We start from the raw sequence: 25,898 nt of genomic DNA on the forward strand, positions 1-25,898 counted from the left end.
TCCAGGAGCCTCCATGAAAGCGGTCGCTACCCTCCATCCCCTTCCGATCGACGATCCGCAGTCGCTGCACGACCTCGACCTGCCGACGCCGCCCGCGCCCGCCGGCCACGACCTGCTGGTGCGGGTGGAGGCGGTATCGGTCAATCCGGTGGACACCAAGGTCCGCGCCAAGGGCGCGAGCGACGGCCAGCCCAAGGTGCTGGGCTACGACGCCGCCGGCGTGGTCGAGGCGGTCGGGCCCGAGGTCGACGGTTTCGAGCCGGGCGACGAGGTCTACTACGCCGGCGACATCACCCGCGCCGGCAGCAACGCGCAATACCAACTGGTGGATGCGCGCATCGTCGCGCGCAAGCCGGCCACGCTGGACTTCGCCCAGGCCGCGGCGCTGCCGCTGACCACCCTGACCGCCTGGGAGCTGCTGTTCCAGCGCATGCCGTTCGACTTCGACGACGAACACAACCGCGGCCGCCGCCTGCTGGTGATCGGCGGCGCCGGCGGGGTCGGCTCGATCGCGATCCAGTTGGCGCGGCATGCCGGCTTCGAGGTGATCGCCACCGCCTCGCGGCCGCAGACCCGCGACTGGTGCCTGCAACTCGGCGCGCACCACGTCATCGACCATCGCCAGGCGCTGGCGCCGCAGCTGCAGGCACTGGGCATCGACCAGGTGGACGCCGCGTTGAACCTGGCCGACACCGACCGCTACTGGCAGGCGCTGGGCGAGCTGCTGGCGCCGCAGGGCCACGTCGGCCTGATCGTCGAGCCGAGCGGTCCGCTGCACATCGGCGACCCGTACAAGGCCAAGTGCATCGGCATCCACTGGGAAATGATGTTCGCACGCGCCCGGTTCCGCACCGACGACATGATCGAACAGCACCGCATCCTGGCGCGCACTGCCAGCCTGGTGGACGCCGGCGAACTGCGTACCACCCTGACCGAGACCCTGAGCCCGATCAACGCCACCACCCTGCGCGAGGCGCACCGCCGCCTGGAGTCGGGCAGCACCATCGGCAAACTGGCGCTGGTCGGCTGGGGCGGCTGAACGGCGGCGCGGTGACCAAGCATTAGCGTGGCCGCCCCGCCGGCCGTAATCGCTCCCGATTTGCTGTTGCTCTTGCTGTGCTTCTGCCTTTGTTGTGCTCTTGATCTACCGGGTCCCCTCGGCGCGGCAGCCACGGCGGGCGAATACCCGAAGGGCGACGCGCAGGATGCGCGTCGTTTTCCGCCGGCACATGGATGTGCCGTCGGAAAATGCCCGACGTGGCTGCGGACCCGGAGCGCGCTAGCGCGGAGGGCGCGCTGCGGGGTGTGCTTGACCAGCCTTCGGCTGTGGTGAAGCGCTTCTTTTGGTTACTTTTCTTTGCACAAGCAAAGAAAAGTAACCCGCGTTAGCGGAAGCTTTTGCCTTTGCTTCAAAGCTTCATGCTTCAAATACCAGCGCCATAACCAAGGCGACCTCAACGTCAGTGCAAAGGCACGTCAAGGCAACGCACCTCTTGCCGTAGCCCAAGTTTCACGGCACCCTGCGCCCTTCCGTACGCCTGCGTATCCACGCCATGTCGCCCGCCCCCGGCCAGCCCGACCCCACCCCCACCGCCTACCCGCACCTGTTCGCCCCACTGGACCTGGGCTTCACCCAGCTGCGCAACCGCATCCTGATGGGCTCCATGCACACCGGCCTGGAAGACCGCGCCCGCGACTTCCCCAAGCTCGCCGCGTACTTCGCCGAGCGCGCCGCCGGCGGCGTCGGCCTGATCGTCACCGGCGGCTTCGCACCGAACGTGGTCGGCTGGCTGAAACCGTTCGGCGGCAAGCTGTCCTGGCCGTGGGAAGTGCGCCCGCACCGGCAGGTGACCGCCGCGGTGCACGCACACGGCGCCAAGATCTGCCTGCAGTTGCTGCACGCCGGACGCTACGCCTACCACCCCTTGTCGGTGGCACCGTCGAAGCTGAAGGCGCCGATCAACCCGTTCACCCCGCGCGCACTGTCGGCGCGCGGCGTCGAACGCCAGATCGATGCCTACGCACACGCCGCCAGGCTGGCGCGCGAGGCCGGCTACGACGGCGTCGAGGTGATGGGCTCGGAAGGCTATCTGATCAACGAGTTCATCGCCCCGCGCAGCAACCGCCGCAACGACGCCTGGGGCGGCGATGCGGCCAAGCGCATGCGCTTCGCGGTGGAGATCGTGCGCCGCATCCGCGCCGCCTGCGGACCGGACTTCATCATCGTCTACCGGCTGTCGCTGGTGGACCTGGTCGAGGACGGCAGCGACTGGCAGGAGATCGTGCTGCAGGCGCAGGCGATCGAGGCCGCCGGCGCGACCCTCATCAACTCCGGCATCGGCTGGCACGAAGCACGCGTGCCGACCATCGCCACCTCGGTGCCGCGCGCGGCGTTCGCGGCGGTGACCGCCAAGCTCAAGCCGCACGTGCGGCTGCCGCTGATCGCCACCAACCGCATCAACATGCCCGACGTGGCCGAGCGCATCCTGGCCGGCGGCGGCGCCGACATGGTGTCGCTGGCGCGGCCGCTGCTGGCCGACCCGGAATGGGCGAACAAGGCGCAGCGCGGCCAGGCGCAGGCGATCAACACCTGCATCGCCTGCAACCAGGCCTGCCTGGACCACGTGTTCGAGAACAAGACCGCCAGCTGCCTGGTCAATCCGCGCGCGGCCGCCGAGACCGAACTGAATTACCTGCCGACCCGCGCGCCCAAGCGCATCGCCGTGGTCGGCGCAGGCCCGGCCGGCCTGGCCTGCGCCACCGTGGCCGCGCAGCGCGGCCACCGCGTCACTCTGTTCGACAGCGCCAGCGAGATCGGCGGCCAGTTCAACGTGGCCAAGCGCATTCCCGGCAAGGAGGAATTCCACGAGACGCTGCGCTACTTCCGCCACCAGATCGACGCCACCGGCGTGGAACTGCGCCTGCACACCACCGCCGATGCGGCCCTGCTGGCCGACTTCGACGAAGTGGTGCTGGCCACCGGCATCGTGCCGCGCACGGTGGATTTCCCTGGCGCCGACCATCCCAGTGTGGTCAGCTATCTGGACGTACTGCAGGGCCGGGTACAGGCCGCGGACAAGGTCGCGATCATCGGCGCCGGCGGCATCGGCTTCGATGTCGGCGAGTTCCTGGTGCACGCCGGCGAGTCGACCGCGCTGGACCCGGCGCGCTGGATGGCCGAATGGGGCGTGGACCCGCAATTCGAAGGCCGTGGCGCGCTGTGCAAGCCACGCCCGGAGCCGCCGGCGCGCAGCGTGTGGCTGCTGCAGCGCAGCCCGGGCCGGCCCGGCGCGCGGCTGGGCAAGACCACCGGCTGGATCCATCGCGCCACGCTCAAGGCCAAGGGCGTGACCATGCTCGGCGGCGTCGAATACCTGGGCGTGGACGACAGCGGCCTGCGCATCCGCGTGGACGGCGCCGAGCAACTGTTGCCGGTGGGCACCGTGGTGGTCTGCGCCGGCCAGGAACCGCGGCGCGACCTGCAGGCGGCGCTGCAGGCCGCCGGCCGCAGCGCGCACCTGATCGGCGGTGCCGATGTCGCCGCCGAACTGGACGCCAAGCGCGCCATCGCCCAGGGCAGCCGGCTGGCGGCGCAACTGTAGGCATGGTCAGCCGGTAGCCGGGAGGCCGCCGGCCAAAGGAGCGGACTTGGTGCTGTCGCATCGCGCGGCTATAAGCCTGGGCATGCCGCACCCCTCGCCCCTGCCCGCCCTGCCCGCCCTGCCCCGCCTGCCGCAAACGGCGCTGGCGGCGTATGCCGGCGCGCATTTCGGCAAGAGCCTGCTGTGGTACGCCGGGGAACTGCTGCTGATCTACTCGATGACCGAACATGCCGGCCTGCGCGCGATCACGGCCGGGCTGGTGCTGGCGCTGGGCCTGCTGCTCAGCGCCGCGATCGGCCTCGGCGCCGGCTGGGGCCTGCGCCGGCGCCTGCGCGACGTGCGCAGCGCCGGGCGCCTGCAATGGCACGGCCTGGCCGCCGCGGCGCTGGCGCTGCTGCTGGTGTTCGCCGCACCCTTGCTGCCGCCGCCGTGGCGGCTGGGCTATGTGCTGGCGGTGAGTTTGCTGTTCCGGCTGGCCTACGCCGCCTGCGACGTGGCCCAGAACACCTTGCTGAGCCTGGCACAGTGGCCCTGGCGCGGCCACGACGGCGCCAGCGCGCTGCGCCTGGCCGGCAGCGGCGCGGCGGCGCTGCTGATCAGCAGCGTGGTCGGTGCGGTGCTGGCGCGCGGGACCGATGGCGGCAGCCTGGCGCTGCAGGCCAGCGCGGTGCTGGCGGCGGTGGCGATGCTGTGCGCCTGGCAGTTGCAGCGGGTGCTGCGCCATCACGCCACTGCGCACCCGGCCCCGGCCGACGCCACGGCTGTGCTCGCGATCGACCGAGCGCCCTCGTGGCGCGCGATTCCCTGGCAGCCGCTGGCACTGATCGCAGCGGTCTCGCTGACCCTGCCCGCGTTCACCAAGCTCGCCCCGTACGTGGCCGCCTACGGCCTGCTCTCGCCCGGCTGGGGCAGTGCGGTCCTGATCGCCTATGCGCTCGGCACGGTGCTGGTGCAACCGCTGGCCGCGCGCTGGGGCCGGCAGCGCACGCCGACGCAACGGCTGGCCTGGCTCGGCGGCGCCCTGTTGCTGTGCGCGCCGCTGTTCGCGCTGGCGTTGCCGGCGCAGCCGCTGCTGAGCCTGGCCGCAGCGGCCTGCATCGGCGCCATCGGCGGCAGCGGCGGGCAACTGGTATGGGCCTGGCACGCGCAGTGCACCGCGACCCGTGCGGTCGCCGAGCATGCGCTGTGCTTCGCCGCACTGACCGCCGCCGCACAGGTCGCCCTGGCCGCCGGGGTGGTGCTGATCGGCGTGCTGCTGGATGCGCTGGCCTACCGCGACGGGCACTGCCTGCTGCTGTGCTGGGCGATGGCGGCCGGCCCGCTGCTATGCGGGGCGCTGTGCCTGCTGCTGGCGCTGTTGACGGGACGCCGGCGATCGCATCCGATCGGTGCCGGCCTGGCGGCCAACGCCAGCAGCGGCTGAGACAGCGGACGCTGCGACGCAACGGGCGAGCATCAGGCCCGAATCCTCGGCGACACGGCGCCACGTCGCTGGCTTGAACGCGGCGCACAGCGCACGCGCATGTCTCAGGCGAAAAACGCCCGCTGCAGCGGCATCAACGCCGCGCCCAGGGTCACCGCGTCGCCGACGGTGCGGGCGATGCACAGTTGCGGCAGCGGCGGCGCCAGGCCGTGCCGGTTGGGTGCGCGCGGGATGCGGATGCGCTCGATCAGGCGCTGCGCGATCGCGGCCGGCAGGCGCCCGCCGATCACGATCGCCTGCGGATCCAGCGCATAGGCCAGATACGCGCACAACTGCGAGAACGGTGCCTCGGCCATGTCCAGCCAGGCGTCCACGCCCGGGGTGTGCGCGTCGATCGCGCCGAGCATCTGCTCGACTCCGGCGTAGTCCTGGCCGGCCGCGCGCACCAGCGACAGCAGCGCGTCCAGGTTCGGATACGCCATGCCGCCGACGGTCCAGATGCCGCCGAACTCGCCGGCATTGCCGCGGTGGCCACGGAACAGCCGGCCATCGGCGATGATGCCGCCGCCGAAGCCGTTGGTCAGGTGCAGGTAGACGAAGTCGCGGCAGTCGCGGCCGACCCCGTACAGACTCTCGGCCACCGCCGCCGCCGCGCCATCGTTCTCGATGGTGACCGCGCAGCCCAGGGCTTCTTCCAGAATCGGCACCAGGTCCACCTGGGTCCAGTCCTCCAGCGCCGGCGGCCCGGCCATCTGCCGGCCCTGCCCGGTGAAGAACGCCGAAATCGCCATGCCCATGCCGACCACCCGCGCCGGGTCCACGCCGGTCTCGGCCAGCAGCTCCGCACGGAATCGCTGCAACTGCGCCAGCACCGGTGCACGGCGCATGTCGGCCAGGCCCACGCGGCGCTGGCCGCGCACGGTGCCGGCGAAATCCACCAGCGCCAGCGCCACCACGTCGCCCATCAGGCCGATGCCGAAGGCGTAGGCGTAATCCGGCGCCAGCCGCACATCGACGCTGGGGTTGCCGCGACCCTCGGCGGCACGGGCGCTGAGCTGGACCATGCGGTCCTGCACGAAGCCCTGCAGCAGGCGCGCCACGGTGGGCTGCGACAGATCCAGGTCGCGGCTCAGCGCCGCCTGGGTCTGCACCCCGGTCTTGAACACACGGTCGAGCAATTGGCGGCCGCCGGCACTGACGCGCGGCGGGAAATCGGAATGCGGCATAGGCGGACGCAAAGCGTGATGGATGCACGAACCGCAACAACCTAGCACGTGGACATCTAAGTTTCATACATGGTAAATAGTATTAACCCCACATTCTTTTACTGGGGGTCTTCATGCGTACCGTTCATCCGCACCCGAGCCTGCTGGCACTGGCGCTCGCGTCCATCCTCGGCAGCGCCGCGACCGTCCATGCCGAGGACGCGCCAGCGCCCCCGGCCGACGCCACCACCACGCTGGACCAGATCGTGGTCACCGGCACGCCGCAGGGCCAGTCGCAGAAGGACGCCCCCTTCGCGATCAGCGTGGTGTCCAAAGAACGCCTGGAGCGCAGCACCCCGAGCAGCAGCGTGGACATGCTGCGGGCGGTCCCCGGCTTCTCCGCCGAACCCTCCGGCGGCCAGGGCGGCGGCCAGAACCTCTACGTGCGCGGCCTGCCGGCGGGCGGCTGGTACTACGTGCAGTACCAGGAAGACGGCCTGACCCTGTTCGACGAGCCGCAGGAAAGCTTCTTCAACGTCGACACCCTGTTCGCGCTGGACATGATGACCGAGCGCCTGGAAGTGGTGCGCGGCGGCACCTCGCCGCTGTTCGCGACCAACGCGCCGGGCGGCACGGTCAATGCCATCACCCGCCACGGCACCGCCACGCCCGAAGGCGCGGTGCGCATGAGCGTCGGCAGCGACGGCCTGCGCCGCGAGGACGCCTACAGCGCCGGCCCGCTCAGCGAGAACGTGCTGTACAGCATCGGCGGCTACCACCGCAGCGACGACGGCCTGCGTCGCACCGGCTACACCGCCGACCAGGGCGGCCAGCTGCGCGGCAACCTGACCTTCCTGATGGGCGATGCGATCCTCGACGTCGACGCCAAGTACCTCAACGACCGGACCGCCTTCTACAACCCGATCCCACTGGCCGACCCGCGCAATCCATCGCAATCGCTGTCGGCGCTGCTCGATCCGCTGGACGGCACCCTGTTGTCCAACGACCTGCGCCACACCACCGCGCTGAGCTTCGACGGCAACGGCCCGCTGGCGCGCAACCTCGACCTGGCCGACGGCATCCACAGCAAGGTCAAGCAACTCGGCACGCACCTGGAGTGGGATCTGGGCGACGGCCTGACCCTCAACAACCGCATGCGCTTCGTCGATGCGGAGGTGGACTACACCGCGCTGTTCTCCGGCGCCGCGCCCTACGACGCCGGCACCTACCTCAACACGCAACTCGGCCGCGCGCGCAGCGGCTTCGGTGCGCGGGTGGCGCGGGTCGGCTACGTCGCCAGCCGCAACGGCGCCGCCTACGATCCGGCCGCGGCCGACGGCCTGGTGCTGGAGAGCGGCCTGTGGAATGCGCGCACGCATCTGCGCACGCTGTCCGACGACCTGCGACTGAGCAAGGCGTTCGACGACACCGCGCTGGGCCAGCACACGCTCACCGCCGGCCTCAACGTGCAGCACTTCGAATATCGCCAGGACCGGTTGCAGAACACCGTGCTGACCACGCTGCAGAACAACGCGCAGCGCCTGGACGTACTGGCCTACGACGCCGCCGGCAACGTGGTCGGTTCGGTCACCCAGAACGGCTTCGTGCGCTACGGCAATGGCGTCACCAGCGGCTTCGCCAACGGCACCTACCTGTCGCCGTACCTGTGGGACTCGGTGCGCTTCGGCCGCCTTGGCCTGGATGCCGGCGTGCGCTACACCCGCTACAACGCCAACGGCGGCGTCTACGCCAACACCACGCGCAATCTCGGCGATCCGACCACGCTGGCCGACGACAACGTCGGCGGGCTCAGCGGCGCGTTCAGCCCGCGCACCGATCATCGCCATGCCACCCAGTGGACGCTCGGCGCCGAGTTCGCGCTGACCCCGCAGTTGCAGACCTTCGCCCGCTACACCCAGTCGCAGCGCCTGCCGCGGCTGCAGAACGTCTACCAGACACAGAACGCCGACGTCACCGACATCGACCAGGCCGAGGCCGGCCTGCGCGGCAGCTTCGGCGACACCTTCTCGTTCTCCACGGTCGGCTTCTGGAGCCGCTTCAACGATCTGTCGATCAGCGCCATCGTGCTCGACGGCAGCGGTGCGGTGCAAAGCCTGGCACTGGTCGGCAAGACCCGCACCCTGGGCCTGGAATCGGAGCTCACCTGGCGGCCGCTGCCGCTGTTCGGCATCACCGGTTCGGCCACGCTGCAGGATCCGCAGACGCGCGGCCTGAGCAACGCGACCACCGGCCTCAGCTACGGCGACCTGGACGGCAAGCAGATCTCGCGCATTCCCAAGTTCATGGCCTCGCTCAGCCCGACCCTGTACTTCGACATCGACGGCCGGCCGCTGGAACTGTCGGCCACCGCCTATCGCATGGGCCAGCGCTATGTGGACTACACCAACGCCACCGCCCTGCCCGCCTACACCACCTACGACCTGAGCCTGTTCGCGCGGCTGACCGACCACCTGGAACTGCAGCTGCACGCCGCCAACGTCGGCAACGCGCTCGGCCTGACCGAAGGCAATGCGCGCGTGGACACGCTGTCCGGCCAGGGCACCGCCGACGCGATCTACGCGCGGCCGATCTTCGGCCGCAACTACAACGCGTCGCTGACCTGGAGATGGTGAGCATGCGCTTCCGGAGACTGCTGATGAGCGCCGTGCTGTCGATGCCGGTCCTGGCCATGGCGGCAATGCCGAGCCTGCCCGACCAGCTACGCGACCCGCATGGGCCGGCGCTGGTGGTGTCGCACCGCGCCTGCTGGACGTTCGCATCGGAGAACACGCTTGACGGCATCGCCGCGTGCATCGCGCGCAGCGTGGACATGGTCGAGATCGACGTGCGCACCACCCGCGACGGCGCGCTGGTGCTGATGCACGACGAGACGGTGGACCGCACCACCGACGGACACGGCGCGGTGGCCGATCTGGAAGCGGCGCAGATCGCCGCCTTGCGCGTGCGCAGCCAGGGTGGCGGCCGCGACAGCACGCTTACCGCGCGGCATCCGCCGACGCTGGCGCAGGCGCTGGCCTTGGCGCGCGGCAAGGTGCTGGTGAACCTGGACGTCAAGGCCGCGGCGCTGGACCAGGTGATCGACGTGGTGGAGGCCGCCGGCGCGCAGCGCGACGTGCTGCTCAACGTGCCGCTGGACGCGCCCGCTGCGGTGCTGCAGCGCGCGCGCAAGGCCGACATCGCGGTGCAGGCGCTGTACCTGCAACGCGAATCGACGCTGCCGCCCGAGCAGGCCCTGCGCCGCGCCGCCAGCTTGCAGCCGGCGGTGGTGCAGCTGATGTTCGACGACCCGGTGGTGCTGGACATTGCGCAACGCGAACTGGCGCCGCACGCGCGTCTGTTCGTCAACACCATGACCAACGACATCGCCAGCGGCAAACCGATGCGGCTGTCCGCGCACTACACCGACCAGCGCGCACTGCGCGATCCGGCTGCGGTCTGGGGCGGGCTGCGCAAGCACGGCGTCAGCATGATCCAAACCGACGAGCCGTTGGCATTGCAACGCTACCTGCACGGCGCGGACACGCCCCGGTAGCGGGCCTCGGTCCAAATCCCGGCGACATCACGCGGTGGCCCACGCGCGGTGTCGCCAGGAGTCCAGTTTCAGACGGGTGGCATGCAACGCCAGGACGATGCCCGTCGCTTCGAGCATTGCGCTGCAGACAACCGCGCCCATGGGCGCGGCGGTTGCCGCGCGCTGCGCTGCTTCACTTCATTCCATCAACCCCGAACGGAAGAGAGCACATGAAACTGCCCAAGAAACCCGCCAAGGTTCTCGCCCTGGCGCTGGCCTGCGCGTCGCTGACCACGCTGTCCGGCATGGCGTCGGCCGCCAGCAACTGGAACCCGCAACATATCCTCAACGTGATGAAGAATCCCTACCAGGGGAATCACGCCGATGTCGTGGTGATCTCGCATCGCGGGCTGGTCGGCGACGGCTGCGCGGAAAACTCCACCTGCTCGATCCTCAGCACTTACAACAACAACATCGAAGCGATCGAACTCGATGTCAAGCAGGCCTCCGACGGCATCCTTTGGCTGTTCCACGACCAGAACGCCGGTCGCGTGGTGTATCACGAACCCGGCTTCTATATCTTCCAGCCGGCGACCAATCCGAAGGGCTGGAATCCGGACATCAGCACCCTGACCAGTCATGATCTGGTCAACTCGTTCCTGCGCGACAAGAACTTCGCCAAGACCAACGACAATCCGACCTCGCTGGCCAAGGCGCTGAACACCGTGGTGACCTACGCCAACCACATGGTGGTGGTGCTTGATCTGAAGAACCTGGATGCAGTCTCGCGCGCGGCCGACCAGGTCCATGCGTTCCGCATGGAGAACCAGGTGGTGCTGAAATTCAGCGCCTCGCTGCTGCCGAAGACGCCCAGCGAGATCACCCGCTTCACCAAGGGTGTGCCATTCGCGCCGACCATCTACGCCGGCGACATGGACAGGCTGGCCGACGGCGGCTACGTCGGCGAGTGCGGCTCGGGGCGCGGCGACACGCCGGCGTGCCGGGTCAACGCCTGGATCAACGAGGCGCGTCGCCAAAGCGGCTTCGCATGGCTGGAAATCGGCAACAAGCAGCCCCGCCGCGGCGACCCGACCGCCGAACTGCTGGCCGAGAACCAGGCGCAGAAACGCGCGATCGGCGCGTTCTCGCCGGTGCCCGAGTACCGCCTCAGCAGCCATGACGGCCAGCACTACGTGCGCAGCAACGGCACCTGCTGTGCCTCGCTGGACGACTACCTGACGCGTACCAAGTACTTCGGCAACGAGACCGCCGACGACCGTCCGGATTTCCGCGCGCAGGTCACCGCCGGCTTCACCAGCATCATCACCGACGATCCGCTCGGGGTGATTCGCGCCAACGTGCCGCGCAACACCGCGCGCTACAACTGACCACTGGATGGTCGCCCGGGGAGTGCGCTCCCCGGTCCTGCACGGCGCCCATGCGCCGTGCAGTCCGTCGCCCGCCTTCAGGAGTTCCCATGCGTTCCGCCCCACGTCCCCGCCATCTGCTTCTCGCGCTGCTGGTCGCCGGCGCCTGCGTGCCGCTGCTGCAACGCGCGGCCACCGCCCACGGCGCGCAAACCGCAGCGCCGGTTTCCCTCGCAACACACCCGCCTGCCGGTCCGGCCAGTGCGCAGACGCCGCCGTCCACTGGCGCCGATTCGATGAACGGTAGCGCCGTGCCCGGGCCACCTGCGAGTGCGGTGCTGGCCGCGGCGCAGGCGCTGCCTGCCGACTTCCAGGCCGATGTGCTGCTGCGCTTGGCTGCATCCGCCGATCTTCCAGCCGACGGCAACCGGGCCGCTGCCGCGCAACGGCTGACCCAACAGGCCGTGACACTGGCCGAGCGCGCGCAACGGCGCATGCCCGGCCTGGCCCGCGTCGGCAGCATCGACGAAGAGCACGACGACGAACTGCGCTCACCGCGCACCGCTGGTCTGGATCGGCTGACGCTGCAGGCACGCGCCGCACAACACGCCACGCCAGCGCAGGTTCAGGCGTTGTTCGCAGCGCTGCCGACGCCGCACGCTGGCAGTTGCGATGCGGACTATCTCGACGATCCCAGCCCGACCTATGCGTTGGCCAGCGCATTGCAGCCGGCGTCACCGGCAGCGCGCGCCAGCGCAATCGCCGCACGCGTGGACGCGGCGCAACACGAAACCGACACCGCCCCGGCGCTGAAGATGGCGCTCGCCGCGGCGCCGCTGGATACTGCAGGACAGGCACAGCTCGGCGACGGCCTGGTGCGCATGTTCGAACGCATCCGCGGCGACGATGCCGGTTTCACCGCCACCGAACTCAGCGTGGCCGGCGATATGCCGCTGGTGCTGCAACAGATGTCCGACAGCGCCCTGCGCGAGCGCCTGCACGCCGCCTACCGCGGCTACGTCGCCGCGCATCTTGCGCAGACGCGCTGCGCTTCCAGCGTGCTCGGCAACCACTGGCTGCTGGAACAGCGCTTCGTCGCCGAGCTGCCGGCCGAGCGCATCGTGCCGGCACCGCAGCTCCCCGCGCAGTCGATCGACGCCGATGCGATCTCGCTGATCCGCCAGGCCGGCTACAACATCCGCACGCAGTTGCTGGATCCGGCTTCCAGTGCAGGCGATGCGGCGACGGAAAAAGCATCGATCGAGTTCCTCGACCAACTCGACCACGGCGTGCTGCAGCAGACCGCCGCCAGCGACGACAGCGGCCGCGTGCAGCGCGCGCGCCTGCGCGAACTGCTGCGCTATCTCGAGTACGCGCCGGCGGGCGCGGCGCGCGACCGCGGCATGCACCTGCTCGCCACGCTGCTGAGCGGCCCGTATTACGCACGCGATCACGACACCTGGTTCGGCGATCTGCGCGTGCTCGCCGATCAGGCGCAGCGTTGGCCGGATCGCGATCAACGCCTGACGCAACTGAGCGGACACGCCGATCCGGTGGTGAAGGTGTACGCCATGCTGATGCAGCGCAAGCAGTTTCCCTGAGCCTCATGCGCCGCAGTGCGGCGTTGCACAATGCCGTCGCGCGGCCAGGCGCGACGGCATCTCGACACAGCGAGATGTGAACCCTGTCAACACTCGGGATTCAGTTGCGATTCGGGAACCGGCCCCTATCGTTCGCGCCTCTTCTCGATCCGCCCATCTTGGCGGATCCGCCGGACTTCAGATTGCCGGCACCCGGGCGGCCCGTGACAGGCCGCCTCCCCATGACGCCAAGCCGCATCGCTTGCCGCGCCATCCCGGCGCAGCGCCACGACGACGGCCCATACGGAGCAAGGAGTACGATGAAACTGGCCTGGATTCTCTGGCTCTCGCAATTGTTGCCGCAACCCGCTGCCGATTCGCTTTGCCTCAGCACCACCGTATACCTGGAAGCGCGCGACCAGACGCTGCGCGGACAACAAGCCGTCGCGGAAGTGGCGCTGCGTCGCCTGGACAGTGGCCTGTGGGGCGATTCGATGTGCCAGGTGGTCACCGCACGCAAGCAGTTCGCGCCAGGCCTGGTGAAGCCGGGCACCGAATTGAAGAACGACGACGCCTGGGCCGATGCGGTCAAGGTCGCCTTCGCCGCCGAGCGCAACTGGGCGCTGCCGCAGGGCCAGCGCAAGGAGATCGTGCCGGGCGCCAGCCACTTCGCCGCGCATGCCATCGCCAGCCCGAGTTGGCGCAATGCCTATCAGGTCGCGACCATCGGCGACCACACGTTCTATCGCGTGCAGAAGCTGCGCCCGCGCAACGCGTCCTGATCGTTCGCCACACAGGCATGCCCTGACGCAGGCGCGCGCGCCACGCATGGCGCGCCTTCATCGCCAAGCGCCCCGCGCAGCAGGTACGCTCTGCCGTCCTGACCGATGCGGAACCGCCTGCCATGAAACTCTATTCCAAGCCCGGCGCCTGTTCGCTGGCCGATCACATCGCGCTGCGCTGGGCCGGATTGCCGTTCGAACTGAAGCTGCTGGATGCCGCGGCGATGAAGGCGCCGGCGTACCTGGCGATCAATCCGGCCGGCGCGGTGCCTGCGCTGCAGATGGACGACTGGGTGCTGACCCAGAACTCGGCGATCCTCAACTACATCGCCGATCTCGCGCCCGACGCGCACCTGGCTGGCGACGGCAGCCCGCGCAGCCGTGCCGAAGTGCAGCGCTGGCTGGCCTTCCTCAACGCCGATCTACACCCGGCGTTTCATCCGCTGTTCGGCAGCACCCGCTATCTCGACGATGCCGCGGTGATCGCCCGCACCCAGGAACATGCACGCGAACGCGTGCGCACGCTGTACGCGCGCGTGGAAGCTGCGCTGGAACAGCAGACCTGGCTGGGCGGCGCGCGCCGTTCCATCGCCGATGCCTACCTGTTCGTCACCCTGCGCTGGGCGCGCGCGCAGCAGATCGCGCTCGGCCCCAATCTGCAACTGCATTTCGAACGCATGTCCGCCGATCCGCAGGTGCAGGCGGCGCTGCAGGCCGAAGGGCTGAGCTGATCGGCGATGCGAACGCCGGCGCGGCTGCGCCGGCGTCGCCAGTCGCACGTCAACCGCGCAAGGCGCGACGGATTTCCTCCAGCGCGCCGGGATCGTCCAGCGTCGACAGATCGCCCGGATCGCGCTGCTCGGCCAGCGCCTGCAGCGAGCGCCGCAACAATTTGCCCGACCGCGTCTTCGGCAAGGCCTGCACCAGATACACCTGCGCCGGCCGCGCCACCGCGCCAAGACGCTGCACCACGCACTGGCGCAGTTCCTCGACCACTGCCGCGGCATCCGGCGCGACCTGCTTCAGCGTCGCGAACACCACCGGCACCTGCCCCTTCAGTTCGTCATGCATGCCGATCACCGCGACCTCGGCCACGTCGGCGTGGCCGGCGATGGCTTCCTCGATCTCGCGCGTGCCCAGGCGATGTCCGGCCACGTTGATCACGTCGTCGGTGCGGCCGAGGATGAAGGTATAGCCGTCCTCGTCGCGGATCGCCCAGTCCAGCGAGCTGTACAGCAACGTATCGAAATGGCTGAAGTAGCTGCGCAGGAAGCGCGCGTCGTCGTTCCACACCGTGGTCATGCAGCCCGGCGGCAACGGCGGCTCGATCACCAGCACGCCCTTGCGCCCGGCCGGCACCTCGACGCCGTGCTCGTCGACGATGCGCGTGCGGTACCCAAGATTGGGAAAGCCGGGCGATCCCGGTTTCACCGGCCGCAACTCGACGCCCGGTAACAGGGTCAGCACCGGCCAGCCGGTTTCGGTCTGCCAATAGTTGTCGATCACCGGCTTGCCCAGCGCTTCGCCGATCCACAACGCAGTCGGCTCGTCCAGCGGCTCGCCGGCCAGGAACAGATAGCGCAGCGCACTCAGGTCGCGCTCGCGCAGGTAGCGCGCCGGATGCTTCTTCAGCACGCGGATCGCGGTCGGCGAGGAAAACATGGTGCGCACCCGGTACTTCTCGCACAGCGCCCACCACACGCCCGGATCCGGCTGCACCGGCAGGCCTTCGTACAGCAGCGAGGTCGCGCCGACGATCAGCGGGCCGTATACGTTGTACGAATGCCCCACCGCCCAGCCCACGTCGGAGGTGGAGAACATGGTCTGCCCCGGGCCGCAGTCGAACACCGTGCGCATCGACAACGCCAGCGCCACCGCATGCCCGCCGACATCGCGCTGCACGCCCTTGGGCTTGCCGGTGGTGCCGGAGGTGTACAGCAGGTAGCTGGGCTCGTTGGATTCCAGCCACACCACCGGCACCTGCGCATCGCCGACCTCGGCGCGCAGCTCGGCATAGTCGACGTCGCGCCCGGGCAAGCGCGGCTGCGCCGGATCCAGCCCGCGCGAGACGATCAGCACCGTCGGCGGCGGCGCACTGGCCTCCGCGCAGGCGGCATCGACCAGCGGCTTGTAGGGAATGCGCTTGCCGCCGCGGCTGCCGGCATCGGCGGCGATCAGCAGCTTGGGCCGCGCGTCGTCGATGCGCAGCGCCAAGTTGTGCGCGGCGAAGCCGCCGAACACCACCGAATGCACCGCGCCGATACGCGCGCAGGCCAGCATCGCGTACACCGCCTCGGCCATGTTCGGCATGTAGATGACCACGCGGTCGCCCCGCTGCACGTCCAGCCGCTGCAGCACCGCGGCGAAGGCGTTGACCTCGCGATGCAGCTGCGCATAGGTGATCTCCTGAGTCTGCCCGGTTTCGCTGGACACCGCGACCAGCGCCAGTTGCGTGGCGCGTTCGGGCAGATGCCGGTCCACCGCGTTGTGGCACAGATTGGTCAGGCCGCCGACGAACCAGCGCCGGAACGGCGGCGTGTCGTACTCCAGGATCGCCTGCGGCGGCCGCTCCCAGTGGATCGCCCTGGCCTGCTCGGCCCAGAACTCTTCGGGCCGCTCGATCGAACGTCGGTACAGCGTCGCGTAGTCCATGCCGCCCCTCCCAAGGCCGGTGCACCGGCTCCGAGCATAGTCCTTCGGCGGGGAGGGCGTCGTTCCGACCTTGGTAGAAGGGAGCGATGGATAAGCATCTGGCTCAAGCCGCATGGAAAAGTCACTTCGGCTTGGATGAACTGCCTATCACTACTTAGTCGTGACCTTATGTCTCTTAGGCTCTACTCGAACCATCTTGCCCTCACGCATAAGCAGTCCAAGTACACTCCAACTCAAATAATCTTTTGAGCCGCCAAGATAGTCACTCTGCAGGCCAAGTGCCTTTGCGACATCCGAATTAAGGACACCTTCCGGATTAGCTCGAGCCAACTCAAGAATAGATGACTTTAAAAATTCCAGACCAATTTGAGCCTTTTCTACGACTCCAGAAGGAATTATCAAGTCATCTTTGACCTTCTTCCTCACACCCTCCGGTATGACTGAGTTTGTCAACACCCCCCAGCCAATTCGCTCCCAAAAGCGGATATCAACTCCGCTTCGAGCTTCAAAGCTTGATATTCCGTCAGGTCATCCGCGAGAACCGCAGTGATTACATCATAACCATCAGCTTTAATTTTCTCAATTCTCTCACCCTTACGAGTCTTGTCGACTCTCAATGTGTGCTCCCACGCCCGAATCCCTGTACCCTTACCGATATAGAAAGGAATAGCAGGTGTTCTGCGTGGATCCTTGAGTGCATAGATGTAGTAAGGATTCATGCAGAGGCCAGCATCTAAATTAGGTTGCGCAGCGAAGGAGCATTGACCCTGAAGGATTTGCAATAATCATCATCCGCCCAAAATAAACCTAAACTCATCCTCAAGCTTAGCTTTAGCGAGAGGAACCTCTTTTTCCATAAATTCCCAAGCCCTCATCCAGACATCGTACTTTCTTTCGAGAGCCTTTGAATTCAGCCCCTCATCCTTGTGCTGCGTGTACATGCCGAAGCTAGCGATTTGCCGCCGAATACCCTCAACCAATTGATCAATTGAGTCACACAACTCTGATGTTGGCAAGTAGATTCTATTTCTATCAAAGTACTGAAAAAAATCGAACAAACTATTATGAGCCTCAATGTACTGCTCATCTTTCCCTGGCCCACCAGTCAACTCAACCGGCGACGCAAAGGTTGATGCCTTTCGGTAGGCTTCTGTCAGCAAAGAATAAAGCTGCCCTACCACTTCTGCCCTCTTCTCATGCAGTCTTTGGAATCGGACAGCGTGCTCCGTAGCTTGAATGCTTAGCTGAGAGCGGAGTCGCTCGGTCTCTACAGCTGCCTGGGCCTGCAGCTGCGCTTTGTGAGACTCTAGCTTTTCGTCGTATTCGTGCTTTATCGCGCTCTTCAAACGTTCTGATATCCATGAACGCAAAAGCCAGAATAGGGCGCCACTCAACGCCAAGCTAAGAGCTCCCGAGAGGACTAGCTGAGCGCCAAAGTCGATCATTTTGCTTACGCCTGCTAATGCTTCTGCGCCGCCGCGGTCGGTGACGCCGACGCCGCACGCGGCGGCGCCTGCTTCACGTAGCGGTCGAACCACTCCAGCATCTCAGCCACCACGTCCTCGTTGGACTCGCGCGCGGTGTACCAGTGCGGTTCGAACGGCAGCAGCACCAGCCGCGCGGTGCCGCCGAGGCCGCGGATGGCCTGGAACATGCGCGGGGCCTGGGTGGTCTCGGTGCCGGGGTTGGCATCGTCCATGCCGTGTACCAGCAGCAGCGGCTCGTTGATCTTGTCGGCGTGGAAGAACGCCGAGGCCTGCGCGTACACCTCCGGTGCGGCCCAGAACGAACGCCGCTCGTTCTGGAAGCCGAACGGGGTCAGGGTCTTGTTGTAGCTGCCGCTGGTGGCCACGCCGGCGCGGAACAGGTCGGTGTGCGCCAGCAGGTTGGCCGCCATCAGCGCGCCGTGGCTGTGGCCGGTGACGCCGATGCGGTCGCGGTCGACCACGCCCAGCGCCACCGCCTTGTCCACCGCCGCCTGCGCGTTCTCCACCAGCTGCTGCAGGTAAGTGTCGTAGGCGGTCTTGGGATCGCCGACGATCGGGAACGCGGCGTCGTCGATGATCGCGTAGCCGGCCAGCAGCAACAGCTGGTAGGAATGCAGGCGGGTGAAGTCGCGGTCGTTGGCGCCGCTGACCTGGCCGGCCTTGGAGGCATCGGCGTAGTCCAGCGGATAGGCGTAGAGGATCGCCGGCACCCGCGTGCCTTCCTTGTAGCCGGGTGGCGTGTACAGGGTGAAGGACAGTTCCACGCCGTCCTTGCGCTTGTAGGTCACCAGCCGCTTCTTGATCTGCCGCACCACCGGGGTCGGATCGGGGAAGCGGGTCACCGGCGCCAGGGTGGAGGCGACCACCGCCTCGCCGGCTGCCGCAGCCGGCTGCGGCTGGCCCAGCGTGCGCAGGTAGACGTTCGGCGGGTCGCTCGGCGACTGCCGCCAGGTCAGCAGGCGGGTGGTGTCCTCGCCGGCGAACCCGGCGAAGGCCTCATCGACGTCGGCGCCGCTGCGGAACAGACGCTGGGTCTTGCCGCTCGCCAGATCATAGCGGTCCAGGAACGGCCGGTCGCCGGCCGGGGTGGCGCCCTGCCCGCTCAGGAACAGTGCGCCGTTGTCCTCGCGCAGCACGTATTCGCCGTTGCCCAGGCGACGCAGCTCGGGCGTGCCGGGATCGGCGTAGAGGTCGTCGGTGGACAGGTCGAACAGCACCCGCCCGGCGCTGCCGGGGCGGTCCGCGTCCAGCAGCGTGGTGCGGCGCCAGTGGCGGTTCTCGTCGTACTCGTCCAGCAGCGCCTGCCCGCCCTGCGCGAACCAGCTCAGGCCGGCGTAGCGCTGGGTCACCTTGGCCAGTTCGCGCGGCTTGCCGGTGAACGGTGCCGACAGGGTCAGCAGCTTGTCGCGCGCCGGCACATTGGTCTTCCAGTCGCCGCCGTCCAGCGCCTCGGCCCAGACCAGGGTGGCCGGCTGGTTGGCGCGCCAGCCGTAGGCGCGCGGCCCGGTGGGCACGCCGTGTACCGGCACGCGATCGGCCACCGGCAGGTTCGCCAGCACGCGCTCGCTGCCGTCGGCCAGGTCCAGCACCGCCACGTCGTGGGCGAAGCGGCCGTAGGTGGTGACGTAGGAGTACGGACGCTGCAGGCGCTCCACGCGCACGTGGCGGCCGTCCGGCGCACCGTCGACCACCGAGTACACCGCCGGCTTGCCGACCGTGCGCAGCTTGCCGCTGGCGGCATCCACAGTGACCAGCTGCGCCGTGGCGTAGTAGGTGAACTGGGCCTCGTCCTCGGGACTGGACAGGGTGTCGCGAGCCTCGTAGGTACTGCTCTCGCCCTTGCCGCGGATCGCTTCCTTGACCTCCGGCCCCGGCGGCACCGCCGCCTTCACCGGCGCCGGACCGAGGTCCTGGGGCACCGCACGCACCAGCAGCGTGTCGCTGCCGCCCAGCCACTGGATCTCGCCGCCCAGTACCGGGTTGAGCTGCACGCCGTCGATACGACGCACCGCGCCGGTGGCGACATCGCCCAGCCACAGTTCGACGCGGTCGGCCGCGGTGTTGTTGAAGGCGAAGCGGCGCCCGTCCGGCGACCACACCGGCTGCGCCGGGCAGGCGCCGGCCGGCAGGGTCACCGCGGTCTGCTTGCCGCTGGCCACGTCGACCAGGCTGAAGCCGTCCAGGCAGGCGCGGATGCCATAGCCGTTGGACATGTCGTGGCGGGCGTGGGTGCGCGGTTCCACGCGCACTCCGGCCAGCTTCAGGTACGGCTCGGCGACGCGCGCGATCGGCGGGTAGGCCTGGCGCTCCACCAGCAACAGGGTGCGCCCGGTCGGGTCCAGCCGCGGCGTCGGATTGAGCGGGGCGCGCATCACGCCCAGCAGCGGCTCGGGCGGTTGCCGATACCCGCTGTCGGCGGTGGCGGCGTGGGCGGCGACAGGCAACGCACTGGCGAGCGCCAGGGCGCCGATCCAGCGGAACGGCATGAGCATGGTCGAAATCCCCTTTCGAATGGCCCGGGCAACCTAGCACGGCCGCCGCGCTGCGGCCGAGCGCCGAAGGTCATGCCTGGCACCGCCTGCGTGCCGCGCTCAGGCCGGTTGCAGCGCCTGCTCGGCGGCCAGCGCCGCCGCCACGCTGGGACGCTGCGCGATGCGCACCGCGTACGCCGCCAACGCCGGATGCGCGTCCAGCGACAGGCCGAACCGCGGCAGCCAGCCGAGCACGGTGAACAGATAGGCATCGGCCACACCGAAGCGCTCGCCGAGCAGGTACGGCTGCGTACACAGCATGGCCTCGGCATGGGCATAGCGCTGCAGCAGGCGGGCGGCGACCGCGCCGCGCCGCGCCGGTGCCAGCCCGGCATCGAACAGCGGCACGCTGCCGGCATGCAGTTCGCTGTTGATGAAGGCCAGCCACTCGTACAGGCGGTAGCGCGACAAGGCGTCTGCGTCCGCGGGCGGCGCCAGCGCCACCTGCGGACAGCGATCGGCCAGGTACAGCAGGATCGCCGGCCCCTCGGTCAGCACCTGGCCGTCGTCCAGCTGCAGCGCGGCCACGTAGCCCTTGGGGTTGATCGCGAGGTAATCCGCGCCCTCGGCGGTGCGCTTGCTGCGGTTGTCCACGCGCAGCAACCGGAACGGCAGCTGCAGTTCGCGCAGCACGATGTGCGGCGCCAGGGAACAGGCGCCAGGAGCGGCATAGAGAAGCATCGGAACGGTCTCGCAGGGGCGCCGGACAGTCGGCGCGCGCAGTGTGTGCGGCACGGCGGCCTGCGGAGAAACAAGAATGTCAGGACGGGTCAGTAGCGCCGCTAATGGCCTCGTCCAGGAACCGGCGCAGTTGCCGCGCGGCCGGCGCCGCGTGTGCAGCAGCGACCAGCGCGAAGCGGCGCTGCAGCCGCGGCTGCAAGGGCAGCACCTGCACGCCGTCGCGCTCGGTCGGCAGCACCGACGCCGGCAGCAGGCTGGCGCCCGCGCCATCGCGCACCAGGGCCCAGGCGCTGGACCAGTCGCGCACTTGCAGGCGCAGGTCGGCGATCGCCAGCCCGGCGCGTTCGGCCAGGCGCTGCGCATGCAGCCAGCAACCGCCGGTGGCCAGTACGAACGGCAGCGTCAGCAGTTCCGCCAGGGCGATGTCCCGCGCCTGCGGACGCGCCAGTGCCGGCGGCAGCACCGCCAGCCAGTCGTCCATGCCGAACACCATGGCGTCGCGCTCCGGCGCCGGATCCAGCACCACGCCCAGGTCGACCGTCCCGGCGGCCAGCCAGGCCTCGACCTCCTCGTCGCTGCCTTCCAGCCAGACCACACCCGTGTCCGGATGCGCCCGCTCGAACGCGCGCAGGCGTGGCGCCAGCCATGGCCGCGACGAGGCGAAGCCGGCGACCCGCAGCGAGGCCGCACCCGCTGCACGCTCCGCCTTGGCCAGGGCCTGGATCTGCCCCAGCTCGGCCAGCATCGCCCGCGCATGTTCCAGCGCACGCGTCCCGAATGGGGTCGGCCGGATCCGCCCGCGCTCGCGCAGCAGCAGCGCCGCGCCCAGCACGTGCTCCATCTGCGCGATGGCCTGGCTGGCGCCGGACTGGGTGATGCCGCAGCGCGCGGCGCCGGCGCTGATGCTGCCGCACTCGACGACGGCGACGTACAGCCGCCAGTGGATCAGATTCATCATGTTGGGTTCCCCACAACGCGAAACGCCGGGCGGGGCCCGGCGTTCCGTGACGACGCGATCGCGTTGGCGATCAGCCCAGCAGGTGGGCCACGCCGCTGCGCTCTTCTTCCAGCTCGGCCAGGGTCTTGTCGACGTACTTCTTGCTGAAGTCGTCGATCGGCAGATCCTTGACGATGGTGTAGGCCCCGTTCTCGGTGGTGACCGGGAACCCGAAGATCACGCCTTCCGGGATGCCGTAGGAGCCGTCGGACGGCACGCCCATCGTCACCCACTTGCCGTTACTGCCCAGCACCCAGTCGCGGACGTGGTCGATGGCGGCGTTGGCGGCCGAGGCGGCCGAGGACAGGCCGCGCGCTTCGATGATCGCCGCGCCGCGCTTGCCCACGGTCGGGATGAAGGTGCCGGCATTCCATTCCTGATCGTTGATCGCATCGGCGATGGAGGCGCCGTCGGCGGTGGCGAAACGGTAGTCCGGGTACATGGTCGGGCTGTGGTTGCCCCACACCACCAGCTTCTCGATGCCGCCGACCGGCTTGCCGAGCTTGAGCGAGAGCTGGCTCAGCGCGCGGTTGTGGTCCAGGCGCAGCATCGCGGTGAAGTTCTTCGGGTTCAGGTCCGGTGCCGACTTCATGGCGATGTAGGCATTGGTGTTGGCCGGGTTGCCGACCACCAGCACCTTGACGTCGCGCTTGGCCACCTTGTTCAGCGCCGCGCCCTGCGCGGTGAAGATCTTGGCGTTCTCCAGCAGCAGGTCCTTGCGCTCCATGCCCGGGCCGCGCGGACGCGCGCCGACCAGCAGGGCGATGTCGGCGTCCTTGAACGCGACTTCGGCGTCGTCGGTGCCGACCATGCCGGCCAGCAGCGGGAACGCGCAGTCTTCCAGCTCCATCATCACGCCCTTCAGCGCGGCCTGGGCCTTCTCCATCGGCAGTTCCAGCAACTGCAGGATCACCGGCTGGTCCTTGCCCAGCATTTCGCCGGAGGCGATGCGGAACAGCAGGGCATAACCGATCTGGCCGGCGGCGCCGGTCACGGCAACACGAACGGGTGCTTTCATGGGGGGATTCCTCTGCTAAGAAAGTGGGTGGGGTGGATCAGTAGACGCGATAGCCCAGCGGCTGCAGGTGCAGGTCCAGGGCGGTGGTGTCGTAGCCTTCGACCACGTGCTGGCCGATCACGGTGATCGGCACGCCTTCCAGGCCCAGCGCGGCGGTGGCCTGGCGGCCGGCCTCCTGCTCCACGTCCAGGACCGTGTAGCGGACCTGGGCGCGGGCGAAATCGGCCTGTTGCCGGCGGCAATAGCCGCACCAGTCGGCGGCGAGCATGACGATGCCGGCCTCGCCGGTCAGAAGCCGCGGGTCGCCGGCGGCCAGTGCGGCCGACGGTGTCGAGGCCGCACTGCGCCACCACGCGTGCACGCCGCCGCCGATCACGAGCAGCAGCAGGCACAACACAAGGGGGCGCATCGTCATCGGCGGTCGGGTGCGGCAATCAATCGGGAAAATGGTAGCACGCAGGTTCCGCGCGCCCGGCCGCAGGGCCGGTCGCGCGGACAGCGCCGGATCAGGCGTCGAGGGTGCGGTTCCACTCGGCGACGCGGTCGGCCTTGGCCGCCAGCACCGCGTCGGCGTCGCCTTCGATGGTGATCTTGTTGATCACGTCGCCCTGGGCGACGCTGTCGACCACGTCCAGGCCCTCGAGCACCTTGCCGAACACGGTGTGCTTGCCGTCCAGCCACGGGGTGGCGGTGTGGGTGATGAAGAACTGGCTGCCGTTGGTGCTGGGGCCGGCATTGGCCATGGACAGCACGCCGCGCTCGTGGCGCACGCCGTTGTTGGTTTCGTCCTCGAAGCGGTAGCCCGGGCCGCCGCGGCCGGAGCCTTCCGGGCAACCGCCCTGGATCATGAAGTCGGCGATCACGCGGTGGAAGTTCAGCCCGTCGTAGAAGCCGCGCTTGGCCAGATTCACGAAGTTGGCCACGGTCAGCGGGGCCTTGTCGGGATACAGCTCGATCTTGATCGGGCCGCGGGCGGTGTCGAAATGGGCGATCAGGGACATGGGATTCCTTGGAAACGGGGGCGTCATGAGGGGCGCATAGGATACACGTCGCCTCGTTCAGGCTTTGCCCGCGCCCGCCGCCGGCGCCTGAATGCCCCCGCCCGGCCCACCGCCGCCGGTCGCCGGCAGGCGTCACGGGATCCGGGTATACTAGGTGGCTTCCTTTCCTTCCTTCTGGCGCCGGCTGGCCCCCTTTCGCATGTCCATCGAAAATCTTCGCAATATCGCCATCGTCGCCCACGTCGACCACGGCAAGACCACCCTCGTCGACTGCCTGCTGAAGCAGTCCGGCACCCTGTCCGAGCGCACGGTGCTGGCCGAGCGCGTGATGGACAGCAACGACCAGGAAAAGGAACGCGGCATTACCATCCTGGCCAAGAACACCGCCATCACCTGGCAGGGCAACCGCATCAACATCGTCGACACCCCCGGACACGCCGACTTCGGCGGCGAGGTGGAGCGCGTTCTGTCGATGGTGGACACCGTGCTGATCCTGGTCGACGCGATGGACGGCCCGATGCCGCAGACCCGCTTCGTGACCCAGAAGGCGTTCGCGATGGGCTTCAAGCCGATCGTGGTGGTCAACAAGATCGACCGCCCCGGCGCGCGCCCGGACTGGGTGATCGACCAGGTGTTCGACCTGTTCGACAAGCTCGGCGCCACCAACGAGCAGCTCGACTTCCCGATCGTCTACACCTCGGCGCTGAACGGCTACGCCTCGCTGGACGACAGCGTGCGCGACGGCGACATGACCCCGCTGTACGAAGCGATCATGCAGCACGCGCCGAAGCCGGACGTGGACCCGGACGGCCCGTTCCAGATGCGCATCAGCCAGCTGGACTACAACAACTTCGTCGGCGTGATCGGCATCGGCCGCATCCAGCGCGGCGTGCTGAAGAAGAACATGCCGGTGGCGGTGATCGACCGCGAAGGCAAGAAGCGCCAGGGCAAGGTGCTGCAGGTGCTGGGCTTCCTGGGCCTGGAGCGCATCGAGCAGGACAGCGCACAGGCCGGCGACATCGTCGCCATCTCCGGCATCCAGGAGCTGACCATCTCCGACACCGTGTGCGCGCTGGAAGCCCCCGAGGCGCTGCCGCCGCTGACCGTGGACGAGCCGACCATCTCGATGACCTTCCAGGTCAACAACTCGCCGTTCGCCGGCAACAAGGACCTGTCCGGCGGCAAGTTCCTGACCAGCCGCCAGCTCAAGGACCGGCTGGAGCGCGAGACCGTGCACAACGTGGCGCTGAAGGTGCAGCAGCTGGAAGACGCCGACAAGTTCCTGGTCTCCGGCCGCGGCGAACTGCACCTGTCGGTGCTGATCGAGAACATGCGCCGCGAGGGCTTCGAACTGGCCGTGTCGCGCCCGGAAGTCATCATCAAGGAGATCGACGGGCAGTTGATGGAGCCGGTCGAGCAGCTGGTGGTGGACATCGAGGAGCAGCACCAGGGCGGCGTGATGGAGAAGCTGGGCATCCGCAAGGGCCAGCTGAAGAACATGGAGCCGGACGGCAAGGGCCGCGTGCGCCTGGACTACATGATCCCGGCGCGTGGCCTGATCGGCTTCCAGAACGAGTTCCGCACCCTGACCCAGGGTTCGGGCCTGCTGTTCCACGTGTTCGACCACTACGGCCCGAAGGAACAGGGCGCCATCGCCAAGCGCCAGAACGGCGTGATGATCGCCAATGCGCCGGGCGCCACCCCCGCCTACGCGCTGGGCCCGCTGGAAGAGCGCGGCCGCCTGTTTGCCGCCGAAGGCGACAACGTGTATGAAGGGCAGCTGGTCGGCATCCACTCCAAGGACAACGACCTGACCGTCAACGCGATCAAGACCAAGCCGCTGACCAACATGCGCGCCTCGGGCAAGGACGATGCGATCAAGCTGACTCCGGCGATCAAGTACACGCTGGAGCAGGCGCTGGACTTCATCGAGGACGACGAACTGGTCGAAGTCACCCCGAAGGAGATCCGCTTGCGCAAGAAGCACCTGACCGAAAACGAGCGCAAGCGCGCCGGTCGCGCGGGCTAAGGGATAGCGCA

At 68.5% G+C, this 25,898-nt stretch carries 20 protein-coding genes; 10 read left to right on the forward strand and 10 right to left on the reverse strand.

Features of this window, described 5'->3' with window-relative positions; genetic code table 11:
- The first annotated feature begins 13 nt into the window (after positions 1-13).
- The 3 genes from SLW55_RS02190 (at position 14) to SLW55_RS02200 (ending at position 5,025) form a co-directional block, all read left to right on the forward strand.
- Positions 14-1,039 carry a zinc-binding alcohol dehydrogenase family protein gene (locus SLW55_RS02190; RefSeq protein WP_267100325.1) on the forward strand — a complete coding sequence of 342 codons (1,026 nt, stop codon included), beginning with the start codon at positions 14-16 and terminating at the stop codon, positions 1,037-1,039.
- Positions 1,040-1,553: 514 nt separating this feature from the next.
- Positions 1,554-3,602: an NADPH-dependent 2,4-dienoyl-CoA reductase gene (locus tag SLW55_RS02195; RefSeq protein WP_267100326.1), complete on the forward strand. Its 2,049-nt coding sequence runs from the start codon at positions 1,554-1,556 to the stop codon at positions 3,600-3,602.
- Between the two features lie 49 nt (positions 3,603-3,651).
- Entirely contained in the window at positions 3,652-5,025 is a 1,374-nt protein-coding gene (locus tag SLW55_RS02200; RefSeq protein WP_267100327.1) for an MFS transporter, read from the forward strand.
- 104 nt (positions 5,026-5,129) lie between these two features.
- Here the strand turns inward: SLW55_RS02200 and SLW55_RS02205 are convergent, their stop codons facing one another.
- Positions 5,130-6,251: an ROK family protein gene (locus tag SLW55_RS02205; RefSeq protein WP_152182206.1), complete on the reverse strand. Its 1,122-nt coding sequence runs from the start codon at positions 6,249-6,251 to the stop codon at positions 5,130-5,132.
- Positions 6,252-6,364: 113 nt separating this feature from the next.
- Here SLW55_RS02205 and SLW55_RS02210 point away from each other — a divergent pair, with 113 nt between their 5' ends.
- From SLW55_RS02210 to SLW55_RS02235, 6 genes are all read left to right on the forward strand, one after another.
- Positions 6,365-8,863, forward strand: coding sequence for a TonB-dependent receptor (locus tag SLW55_RS02210; RefSeq protein WP_320744457.1), 2,499 nt, complete (start codon positions 6,365-6,367; stop codon positions 8,861-8,863).
- 23 nt (positions 8,864-8,886) lie between these two features.
- Positions 8,887-9,783, forward strand: a complete 897-nt coding sequence (locus SLW55_RS02215; RefSeq protein ID WP_320744459.1) for a glycerophosphodiester phosphodiesterase family protein — start codon at positions 8,887-8,889, stop codon at positions 9,781-9,783.
- A gap of 209 nt (positions 9,784-9,992) precedes the next feature.
- Positions 9,993-11,150 carry a glycerophosphodiester phosphodiesterase family protein gene (locus SLW55_RS02220; protein WP_043093006.1) on the forward strand — a complete coding sequence of 386 codons (1,158 nt, stop codon included), beginning with the start codon at positions 9,993-9,995 and terminating at the stop codon, positions 11,148-11,150.
- An 89-nt stretch (positions 11,151-11,239) separates the two neighbouring features.
- On the forward strand, positions 11,240-12,730 hold the full coding sequence (locus tag SLW55_RS02225) for a hypothetical protein (protein ID WP_267100330.1): 1,491 nt from the start codon (positions 11,240-11,242) through the stop codon (positions 12,728-12,730).
- 299 nt (positions 12,731-13,029) lie between these two features.
- A complete protein-coding gene (locus tag SLW55_RS02230) occupies positions 13,030-13,491 on the forward strand; it encodes a cell wall hydrolase (RefSeq protein WP_019797714.1) in 462 nt (153 codons plus the stop codon).
- Between the two features lie 122 nt (positions 13,492-13,613).
- A complete protein-coding gene (locus SLW55_RS02235; protein ID WP_017911124.1) occupies positions 13,614-14,222 on the forward strand; it encodes a glutathione binding-like protein in 609 nt (202 codons plus the stop codon).
- Between the two features lie 49 nt (positions 14,223-14,271).
- Here the strand turns inward: SLW55_RS02235 and prpE are convergent, their stop codons facing one another.
- From prpE to SLW55_RS02280, 9 genes are all read right to left on the reverse strand, one after another.
- Complete coding sequence (gene prpE, locus SLW55_RS02240; RefSeq protein WP_320744463.1) at positions 14,272-16,143, reverse strand: propionate--CoA ligase; 1,872 nt, start codon at positions 16,141-16,143, stop codon at positions 14,272-14,274.
- Positions 16,144-16,592: 449 nt separating this feature from the next.
- Positions 16,593-16,862 carry a GIY-YIG nuclease family protein gene (locus SLW55_RS02245; RefSeq protein ID WP_320739507.1) on the reverse strand — a complete coding sequence of 90 codons (270 nt, stop codon included), beginning with the start codon at positions 16,860-16,862 and terminating at the stop codon, positions 16,593-16,595.
- Positions 16,863-16,931: 69 nt separating this feature from the next.
- Positions 16,932-17,588, reverse strand: coding sequence for a hypothetical protein (locus SLW55_RS02250; RefSeq protein ID WP_320739509.1), 657 nt, complete (start codon positions 17,586-17,588; stop codon positions 16,932-16,934).
- Positions 17,589-17,602: 14 nt separating this feature from the next.
- Positions 17,603-20,122: a prolyl oligopeptidase family serine peptidase gene (locus SLW55_RS02255; protein ID WP_320744466.1), complete on the reverse strand. Its 2,520-nt coding sequence runs from the start codon at positions 20,120-20,122 to the stop codon at positions 17,603-17,605.
- 99 nt (positions 20,123-20,221) lie between these two features.
- Positions 20,222-20,842 carry a glutathione transferase GstA gene (gene gstA, locus SLW55_RS02260; RefSeq protein WP_267100334.1) on the reverse strand — a complete coding sequence of 207 codons (621 nt, stop codon included), beginning with the start codon at positions 20,840-20,842 and terminating at the stop codon, positions 20,222-20,224.
- A 79-nt stretch (positions 20,843-20,921) separates the two neighbouring features.
- Positions 20,922-21,800, reverse strand: coding sequence for a LysR family transcriptional regulator (locus tag SLW55_RS02265; protein WP_267100335.1), 879 nt, complete (start codon positions 21,798-21,800; stop codon positions 20,922-20,924).
- A 70-nt stretch (positions 21,801-21,870) separates the two neighbouring features.
- Positions 21,871-22,857, reverse strand: a complete 987-nt coding sequence (locus tag SLW55_RS02270; RefSeq protein ID WP_152182218.1) for a malate dehydrogenase — start codon at positions 22,855-22,857, stop codon at positions 21,871-21,873.
- A gap of 37 nt (positions 22,858-22,894) precedes the next feature.
- Positions 22,895-23,272: a glutaredoxin family protein gene (locus tag SLW55_RS02275; protein ID WP_267100336.1), complete on the reverse strand. Its 378-nt coding sequence runs from the start codon at positions 23,270-23,272 to the stop codon at positions 22,895-22,897.
- A 91-nt stretch (positions 23,273-23,363) separates the two neighbouring features.
- The gene (locus tag SLW55_RS02280) at positions 23,364-23,858 is read right to left on the reverse strand and encodes a peptidylprolyl isomerase (protein ID WP_010340465.1); all 495 of its coding nucleotides are present in this window, start codon (positions 23,856-23,858) and stop codon (positions 23,364-23,366) included.
- 199 nt (positions 23,859-24,057) lie between these two features.
- Between SLW55_RS02280 and typA the strand changes: the two genes are divergently transcribed.
- Positions 24,058-25,887 (forward strand): translational GTPase TypA, encoded by a 1,830-nt coding sequence (gene typA / locus SLW55_RS02285; protein ID WP_010340464.1) that lies wholly within the window; start codon positions 24,058-24,060, stop codon positions 25,885-25,887.
- Positions 25,888-25,898 lie beyond the last annotated feature (11 nt).

It is taken from the genome of Xanthomonas sp. LF06-19, from assembly GCF_034105425.1.
Lineage (GTDB): Bacteria > Pseudomonadota > Gammaproteobacteria > Xanthomonadales > Xanthomonadaceae > Xanthomonas_A > Xanthomonas_A sontii.

Coding starts and splice junctions, on each gene's coding strand:
- SLW55_RS02215 (WP_320744459.1), top strand. CDS start 8,887: ATGAGCGCCGTGCTGTCGATGCCGGTCCTGGCCATGGCGGCAATGCCG.
- SLW55_RS02270 (WP_152182218.1), bottom strand. CDS start 22,857: ATGAAAGCACCCGTTCGTGTTGCCGTGACCGGCGCCGCCGGCCAGATC.
- SLW55_RS02235 (WP_017911124.1), top strand. CDS start 13,614: ATGAAACTCTATTCCAAGCCCGGCGCCTGTTCGCTGGCCGATCACATC.
- SLW55_RS02225 (WP_267100330.1), top strand. CDS start 11,240: ATGCGTTCCGCCCCACGTCCCCGCCATCTGCTTCTCGCGCTGCTGGTC.
- SLW55_RS02220 (WP_043093006.1), top strand. CDS start 9,993: ATGAAACTGCCCAAGAAACCCGCCAAGGTTCTCGCCCTGGCGCTGGCC.
- SLW55_RS02275 (WP_267100336.1), bottom strand. CDS start 23,272: ATGACGATGCGCCCCCTTGTGTTGTGCCTGCTGCTGCTCGTGATCGGC.
- SLW55_RS02230 (WP_019797714.1), top strand. CDS start 13,030: ATGAAACTGGCCTGGATTCTCTGGCTCTCGCAATTGTTGCCGCAACCC.
- SLW55_RS02195 (WP_267100326.1), top strand. CDS start 1,554: ATGTCGCCCGCCCCCGGCCAGCCCGACCCCACCCCCACCGCCTACCCG.
- SLW55_RS02190 (WP_267100325.1), top strand. CDS start 14: ATGAAAGCGGTCGCTACCCTCCATCCCCTTCCGATCGACGATCCGCAG.
- SLW55_RS02250 (WP_320739509.1), bottom strand. CDS start 17,588: ATGATCGACTTTGGCGCTCAGCTAGTCCTCTCGGGAGCTCTTAGCTTG.
- gstA (WP_267100334.1), bottom strand. CDS start 20,842: ATGCTTCTCTATGCCGCTCCTGGCGCCTGTTCCCTGGCGCCGCACATC.
- typA (WP_010340464.1), top strand. CDS start 24,058: ATGTCCATCGAAAATCTTCGCAATATCGCCATCGTCGCCCACGTCGAC.
- SLW55_RS02205 (WP_152182206.1), bottom strand. CDS start 6,251: ATGCCGCATTCCGATTTCCCGCCGCGCGTCAGTGCCGGCGGCCGCCAA.
- SLW55_RS02280 (WP_010340465.1), bottom strand. CDS start 23,858: ATGTCCCTGATCGCCCATTTCGACACCGCCCGCGGCCCGATCAAGATC.
- SLW55_RS02210 (WP_320744457.1), top strand. CDS start 6,365: ATGCGTACCGTTCATCCGCACCCGAGCCTGCTGGCACTGGCGCTCGCG.
- SLW55_RS02245 (WP_320739507.1), bottom strand. CDS start 16,862: ATGAATCCTTACTACATCTATGCACTCAAGGATCCACGCAGAACACCT.
- SLW55_RS02255 (WP_320744466.1), bottom strand. CDS start 20,122: ATGCTCATGCCGTTCCGCTGGATCGGCGCCCTGGCGCTCGCCAGTGCG.
- SLW55_RS02265 (WP_267100335.1), bottom strand. CDS start 21,800: ATGATGAATCTGATCCACTGGCGGCTGTACGTCGCCGTCGTCGAGTGC.
- prpE (WP_320744463.1), bottom strand. CDS start 16,143: ATGGACTACGCGACGCTGTACCGACGTTCGATCGAGCGGCCCGAAGAG.